Annotated in this window: 3 protein-coding genes and 2 pseudogenes; 3 read left to right on the plus strand and 2 right to left on the minus strand. The window is 65.5% G+C overall.

The genetic code is table 11. The features are described 5' to 3' along the window. The 3 genes and pseudogenes from PV679_RS35600 to PV679_RS35610 all read left to right on the plus strand — a co-directional run. Positions 1 to 1068, plus strand: a 1068-nt coding sequence (locus PV679_RS35600) for a replication initiator (RefSeq protein WP_319685430.1), incomplete at its 5' end; no start/stop codon positions are given. Beyond that, positions 1068 to 1292, plus strand: a complete 225-nt coding sequence (locus PV679_RS35605; protein WP_319685431.1) for a helix-turn-helix domain-containing protein — start codon at positions 1068 to 1070, stop codon at positions 1290 to 1292. The genes PV679_RS35600 and PV679_RS35605, both read left to right, overlap by 1 nt. Continuing rightward, positions 1292 to 2595 (plus strand): annotated as a pseudogene (locus tag PV679_RS35610) (tyrosine-type recombinase/integrase); the annotation flags it as partial. The gene PV679_RS35605 and the pseudogene PV679_RS35610, both read left to right, overlap by 1 nt. A gap of 222 nt (positions 2596 to 2817) precedes the next feature. On the opposite strand, the gene PV679_RS35615 reads toward PV679_RS35610, so the two are convergent. Together PV679_RS35615 and PV679_RS35620 are read right to left on the minus strand one after the other, a co-directional pair. Further along, a complete protein-coding gene (locus tag PV679_RS35615; RefSeq protein ID WP_319685432.1) occupies positions 2818 to 3207 on the minus strand; it encodes a hypothetical protein in 390 nt (129 codons plus the stop codon). 6 nt (positions 3208 to 3213) lie between these two features. After that, a pseudogene (locus PV679_RS35620) lies at positions 3214 to 7377 on the minus strand (RHS repeat-associated core domain-containing protein); the annotation flags it as partial. Between the last annotated feature and the right edge of the window lie 97 nt (positions 7378 to 7474).

Genomic DNA, 7474 nt, shown 5'->3' on the forward strand with positions numbered 1-7474 from the left:
CCCTCCTTCGGCCCCGTCCACAACCGCCCCACGATCCCCGGCGGCGACATCCGGCCCTGCCGCTGCCGCAAGCTCCATGAACCCACGGACCCGCTGCTCGGGACGCCGCTGAACCCGGCGACGTACGACTACGCGGGCGCGGTGCTGTTCAACGCCCACGCCGGAGCCTTGTGGGCGCGCTTCACGATCTATCTGCGCCGGGAGATCGCCGCCCGGCTCGGCATGACGCAGAAGGCCGCCCGGGCCGTGCTGCGTTTGTCCTTCGCGAAGGTCGCCGAGTACCAGAAGCGGGGCCTGGTCCACTTCCACGCTGTCATCCGGCTCGACGGCCCGGACGGTAACACCCAGCCCCCGCCTCCGTACGCCACCTCCACTGTGCTCACGGACGCCATCCGGACCGCTGTCCCCCGCGCCCGCGTCACGGTCGAGTCGGACGCTGTCGGGGAACGCGAACTCGCCTGGGGCGAACAGCTCGACGTCCGCGAGATCGCCTCCTTCGGCACCGACACCGAACTCACCGACCAGGCCGTCGCCGCCTACGTGGCCAAGTACGCCACCAAGTCCGCCGACGCCTCCGGCACCCTCGACCGCGCCCTGTTCTGCCGCCCCTGCCAGGGACGCGGCGCCACCCTCCTGCCTCACGGAACTCCCCTCCCGTGCACCGCCTGCGGCGGCACCGGCCAGGCCCGCCCGCTGCCCCGCCTCGCCGTCGCACGCCACGTCCGGCAGATGATCCGCACCTGCTGGGAGCTCGGCAAACGCCCGGAGTTCGCCGACCTCAAACTCTGGAAGTGGGCCCACATGCTCGGCTTCCGCGGCCACTTCTCCACCAAATCCCGCCGCTACTCCACCACCCTCCGCGCCCTGCGCGCCGCCCGCCGCACCTGGCGCACCGAACAGGCCCGCGCCCACGCCGGCCTACCCGAACCCGACCCAACGACGACGCTCGTCATCGGCCACTGGGCCTACCTCGGTTCGGTCTACAGCCCCGGCGCCGCACTCCTCGCCGCCCACGTGTGGCACAGCAAGGAACTGGAACGGCAGTTCGCGGTCGAAGGGGGCTGTTGATGGCCGCGCCCCCGCTCGCCGTCCTCCACGCGGAGGCGGCACCGGTGCTGGATCTGCTGACGGTGCCCCAGGTCATGGCCCGCCTCCAACTCGGCCGCACCGCCGTCTACGACCTCATCCGCACCCGGCAACTCGCCTCCATCACCCTCGGCCGCGCCCGCCGCATCCCCACCCACGCCCTCACCAACCTCATCCGCACCCGCCTCGAACAGGACGCCGCCTGATGACCACACCCCGAGACACCCCCGCCTCCCGCCGCGTACGCGCCAACGGCGACGGAACCATCTACCAACGCAAGGACAGCCGCTGGGAAGCCGCCGGATATGTCCTCGCCCCCAGCAACACCCGCAAACGCGTCCGCGTCTACGGCACCACCCGCAAGGAAGCCCTGACCAAGCCACCGAGAAGATCGCCGCCAGCAACCGCGGCCTCCCCGCCCCCTCTGCGCAGGGCAGCCTGGCCGCGTACCTGACGTACTGGCTGGAGAACGTCGCCGTCCACCAGCTCCGCGAGAACACCCACACCCGCTACACCGCCGTCACCCGGCTCTACCTCATCCCTGGACTGGGCAAGAAGAAGCTCGCAAAGCTCACGGCCAAGGACGTCCGCACCTGGCTCAACCAGCTCCGTACCACCTGCCAGTGCTGCACCCGCGGCCTCGATACTGCCCGCGATCAGCCCCGCTGCTGCGCTGTCGGAAAGTGCTGCTCCAAGCGGCTCTCGCCGCTGACTCTGGCCTATGTGCACTCCGTGCTCAAGTCGGCCCTGGAGCACGCGGTACGCGAGGAGGAGATACCGCGCAACGTTGCCCGGAACGTCCGCACCGGCACGCCTCGGCCCCGCCGCTTCGAACCCCTCACCGCTGAAGAAGCCCGCCAGTTCCTTGCCGCCGCGCGCGGACACCGGCTGCACGCCCTGTTCGAACTCGCTCTCCACACCGGGCTCCGCAAGGGCGAACTTCTCGGCCTGCGCTGGGAAGACCTCGACCTGGCCGGCGGAACCGCCAGCATCCGACGCACCCTCCAACGCACCAACTCCAGCGGCCTGACCGCCCTCCCGACGAAGACCCAGAGCTCGGAGCGGCGGATCGCACTGCCCACCGAGTGTCTGCACTCCCTCGAACAGCACCGCGAACGGCAGCGTCAGGAACGCGAAGCGGCGGGGACGGGCTGGAAGGCGAGCGGCTACGTCTTCACCCGACCCAACGGCTCCCCGATCGAGGGTGCCACCCTCACCCGGCACTTCAACACCCTGCTCCGCCGCGTCAGGCTGCGCCGCATTCGTTTCCATGATCTCCGGCACTCGGCGGCGACCCTCCTCCTGGAGCAGGGAGTGGAACTCGTCGTAATCAAGGAGCTGTTGGGGCACGCCCACATCGGCGTCACCGCCACCGTGTACGCCCACGTCCGGCTCCGCCCCCAACGCGACGCCATCGACCTCCTCGGCCACGCCCTCCGTAACCCCGCCGAGATCACCGGCAAGCCCGACGACGGCAACGAACCACCCCTCTGCGCAACCCCCGTCCGCTGGCGTTGCCGTCAACTACTGCCGTCAGACACCCCAAAGGCCCCACCGGAACATCATTCCGGTGGAACCTCTGGGGTTATCGCTGGCCGTTATCGACGGGGAATTCCCTCAGCTGGGCGGCCAAGCTTCGCGTCAGAGATCAGTTTCCCATTTAGGGAGACGAGGAATTCGCCGACTCGACCTGCAACCGCTCCGCCAATAGTTGACCATTGATAGATCTCGCTATTTCTTCGAGACCATCGAAATACCGCCGCTCGCAAGGGAGAACATCCGCGCAAAAGCCTTTCGAGCATCCGGGTCTCGATCAAGCCGCTCCAACGACTCGAACGTGGCCGGATCAAGATCGATCGTGGCGATTCCGCCAGCTTCCTTGCCATCCGCGGCTGAGAACAACACGAGACACCGGTATGCCCACACAGCCCCTCCTCGCTCCTCACGCATCAGCGACTGGAGGACGGCGGCGCTATCCCTGACCTGGCTGCGGAGCGCATCTACCGAGGACCATCGAGTCGCCCAGCCTCGCCTCTCCGCCTCCAACTGGATTGCGAGCAGCGTACCGAAGCTGATCTGACACACGCGAAAGTCGGGGTCGGTCGAATGAATCAGAGGCATCAGGCACTACTCCGGGTCGTAGACGTCAATGCGTATTGGTGTACCTGGGTCAATGCGCCCGTCTCTGACTCTCGTTTGGAGTTCGTCCCAACGGTGATGCCCCCCAAGGATCGTGCCGTCGCGCGAGACGAGGAGTCCGTCTCCTTCACCAGGGTTGTTGATCCCATCCAGAAGTTCTTCATTGCTCAGCTCCTCGTGATACCACTGCGACGCTGGATCCCGGGTCTTCTCCCCCTCGGTGTATTTACCGATATCACCAGCCTTCTCGGTTCGCGTCGAGATCCCCGGTCCGCACGTATTGTGCACGAGAACTGGAGTTGTCCCAGCGAGTACATAGTACGTGTGGAGCTCATCGACGGTGAGGTTGTACATGTCCGCAGCGCCTGACCGGTCCCGCGCGTCCACGACCCGAACGTGGCCCTGAGTGGGCGTGTTGAGGGTGTGGCCCGGGACGAGCTCGCCGGCTGGCTTCCAGGTGCGGGTGGTGTCGTCCCAGAAAGGGTGGCGTGAAGTTGTTTGAAGCTTGGCCGTTTTCCCGTTTTCGAGGCGGAGAGTCAGGTCAACCAAATCATCATCATGGTTGACAAATGTTGCAGTTACGGTGCGAGGCCCCTCATGTTCGCCATTCTTAGGGTCGGCAGCCTCCACCTTGTCACCAACGCTGATTTCGTCGATTCTTTTCGTTTTTCCGTCTTCTAGGAGCACAGGCGTCTCGGAGTCAAAGCTGCATCCGCCAACACTGCGGCCCTTCACAGCCCCTTTGTGAGCGATCGCCACAGAGAACACAAATCCCGAGAGTTGGTATGTGTCACTCGAAGTATTTATTCCCTGCCCTGCGAGCCAATTATCGTACTCGCTTCCGTAGTCACAACCCTGGGCTCCGGCCCCGCCATTCCAACAATCTGAATCCCAAGCCCATGCAACGTACGAGACGGAGTCAGCGCCGTTCCTCACGATTCCATAGAAACCCTCATTGAACGTGTCGAAGAGTTTCTTTCCGCCCCCGAGAAGCTGGTTTGCGCCACACTTGAGATCAAAGAAACCACAACCGCCATCATCTCCGTTGTCACTGTTTCCGTCGGCGGTGCCATTGCTGCCCCCTACGGGGCCTCCGCCGGATATGCCGGGGGTTGGGCTTGCGGGGCCAGCGGGGCCCCCGTCGCTCCTGGGTTCGCTGTGTCCGGTGCCGTCATCAATCCACATGCCGGTGGGGTCAGCAGAAGTGACGGGGGTGTTGTTGGCGTAGGCGTAGCCGTTGAGGGATTGGTGCTGGTCAAGGGTGAGGAGGGGGTCGACGCTGATGAATTGACCGATGCCCGGGTCATATTCGCGGGCGCTGATGTGGGTGAGGCCTGTGGTGGTGTCGGCGGGTTTGCCGAGGAAGGCCTTGTCGTCGGGCCACGCGGTGGGGCTGGTGCCGCGAGGAGCGCCGAAGGGGGTGGTGTAGCGCTTGGTGAGGGCGTATGTGCCGGCTTCGAGGGCGAGGCTGGAGGTGCCGTGGTGGTCGCCGGCGAGGAAGACGAGCTTGGTTCCGGTAATTCCCGTGGTGGCGGTGCGTACGCCGATGGTCTGGCCGTTGGCGGTGTAGTAGCGCGTACCGGTGAGGGTTTTGCTGGTGCCCTTGACGGTCAGGCGGACTTCTTCTCCATCGAGATAGAGGGTGGTGTCGCCGTCGCCGTTGTCGCGGCGGATGAGGAGCTGGCCGTCCGCGTCGTAGAGGTTGGTGGTCTGCTTGGTGCCTTCGGTGGTGGTGGCGAGTTGCCCCTCGGTGTTCCAGGTCAGGTTCTGGGTGGCAGTGGGTCCGGGGCGCTGAGTGGTGTTGCCGGTCTTGTCGTAGGCGTAGTTGTTCGTCTTGGAGCCGGTGGTGGTCGTGGTCAGGGGGTGGGGCTGGCCGGTGGTGCCGTGGGTGTAGGTGGTGGTGGTGTCACCGGCGGTGGCGTGCTGGGTTTCGGTCTTGCGCTGGCCGCTGGTGCCGTAGGTGTAGGAGGTCCAGTAGGGCGCCTGGCCGTCGATGTTGGAGGTGGTGCGGCCGTTGGTGGCACAGTCCGGGGCCTTGGGCGTCCAGGCTTCGGTGAGCCGACGATGGCCGTCGTAGGTGAAGCACTGGTAGTCGGCCTTGGCGGTGCCGCCCTGCGTGGTGGCGTCGAAGATGGAGGTGACGTTGCCGGCGTCGTCCTGGGCGAACTTGAGTTCTTGCGGCATATAGCCGTGGACATCGTCGGTGACGTAGGAGCGGGTCAGCCGGCGAGTGCCAGGTTCGTACTCGTAGTTCAGGAACGCTTTCTTCGCCGAGCTGGTGCGGTCCGTTCCCAGCGTCAGCTGGGCCAGGTCGCCCTGGGGGGAGAAAGCGGCTCCCAGGACGTAACCAGTGGTTCCTACGGAGGTGAGCTGCTGGCCGGTGGCGTTGTAGCTGTACTCGACCGTCTCCGTGGGTAGGCCGCCGACGCCGGGCTGGGTGGCCTGGTCGACGGTGCCGTCCAGGTTGTAGAAGGCGCTGGAGACCAGAGTCTTGGGCACACCGGCGGCAACAAGCGGATCGCTGTCCGGGAGAGTCAGCTGGCTGCCGGTGACGTGGTAGAGGTTGTCGTAAGAGGTGACCTTCTGTGTGTACGCCTTGCCGGTCAGGCCTCCGTCGTAACGCACGGAGGTAGCAGGCTGTCCCTTGGCCGGGGTGTCGAAGGTCCAGGCCGCGAGCTGGTTGGAGTCCGCCTTGTCTTTCTGCCACTCGGCGGTCTTGCGGCCGAGGTCGTCGTAGCCGTACAGCAGCTTCTTGTTCTCGGCGTCGGTGGTGTCCGCGATCCGGTCGAGGCTGTCGTAGGTGGTCGTGCTGGTGCCCTTGTCCGGGTCGGTGGAGCTGATCTGGCGTCCGAACAGGTCATAGGTGTAGGACCAGGTGGCCTGGTCGGGCCCGGTGACGGCCTTCTGCTGTCCTGCGGGTGTGTAGGTGTAGCCGGTGGTCGTGAATTCGGTGCCGGTAGGGTTCGCTCCGCCGTATTCGCGGCGTTCGGTGGTCTGCCCCAGAGCGTTGGTGACCACTGCTGTTGCCTGTCCGCCCGTTGGAGCGGAGGTGGTAACCGTGTCACCGGTGTACGTGGAGTTGATGGTCCACCGGGTGACGTTGCGGGTTTTCGTGACCTGCTGGTAAGCGCGGCCCGCACCGTCGTAAGTGGTGTCCGTCTGAATCGGTGCCTGACCGGCGTCGGTCTGCACCGGGGTGGCGGACGGGGCGGAGGTGTTGTCCCAGATGTCTGACTGCTGGCTGACCGCCAGACCCCGGTCGTCATAGAGATTCAGAGTGATGAGCCGACCGCCGACCGGAGAGGGGGTCTGTGTCTGCCGGGGACGCAGCAGGGAGTCGTAGAACTCGTAGGTGGTGTTGTATTTGGATCCGTCGCCGTTGATGGTGCCGGTGGACACCCAGGACATGGACGCGTTGGTGACCTTGTACGCGTACACGTAATTGGGTGAGGCGCTCAGGACCTTGAGGCGGTTGGGCAGCCAGACCTTGGTGACGCGGCCGAGGCTGTCGTACTCGGACTCGGTGATCTTGCCATTGGGGTCGGTGACCTTGGTGGGGGCACCGGAGGCGAGATCGACCAGTGTGGTGGTGGTCTGGCTGAGAGCGTTGGTGACGGTGCTCTTGGTCAGCGGTCCGCTTGCTGTAGGCGTGTAGACGGTGGTGGCCGTAGTGAGGTTGTTGGTGTCCTTGAGTACTGTCGGGCGGCCCAGGGTGTCGTAGTCGGTGACGGCGATCTGCTGCCAGCTCGGGGTGCCGTCCGTTGTGTAGCCCTTGGCCCGTCCCATCCACTGGGCCTCGCCCTTGGTGGGGATCTGCGCGGCCTTGTAGATCTTGGAGTCGTACGAGGTCGCGGTGTCGGAGACAACATCTCCGGGACGCGTGGAATCGGTCGGCAGGTCGAGGTCTGCGGTGGGTGTCGAGCACGGGTTGGCGACGACCTGGGTTCGGGAGACGAGGGAGTTGATACCCGCTGTGTCGTTGCGGGCGTAGGTGGTGCGGGTGCAGGTCTCGTCCCCGGGAACGGAGTCGTCGCCCTTGTCCTCGACGGCTACCGGCATGCCGTAGGCATCGAAGGTGGTGGCTGTGGAGCGGACGCGGTCATGTGGGGTGCCGCTGGCGGTGATGTTGGTGCGCACGTGGCTGGCCGCGGTGAAGCTTCCCCTTGATCGTGGACACCTGGAGACTGGGATCAGAATGGTTCCAGAGGAAGCAGTGACCAGGTGGCAAGCAAGTACACGAAGCGGTACT

The organism is Streptomyces sp. AK02-01A (genome assembly GCF_033795305.1).
In the GTDB taxonomy this organism is placed as follows: domain Bacteria; phylum Actinomycetota; class Actinomycetes; order Streptomycetales; family Streptomycetaceae; genus Streptomyces.

Bases quoted from the DNA above. Each gene is read 5' to 3' on its own strand.
- PV679_RS35605 (WP_319685431.1), top strand. From the start codon at position 1,068: ATGGCCGCGCCCCCGCTCGCCGTCCTCCACGCGGAGGCGGCACCGGTG.
- PV679_RS35615 (WP_319685432.1), bottom strand. From the start codon at position 3,207: ATGCCTCTGATTCATTCGACCGACCCCGACTTTCGCGTGTGTCAGATC.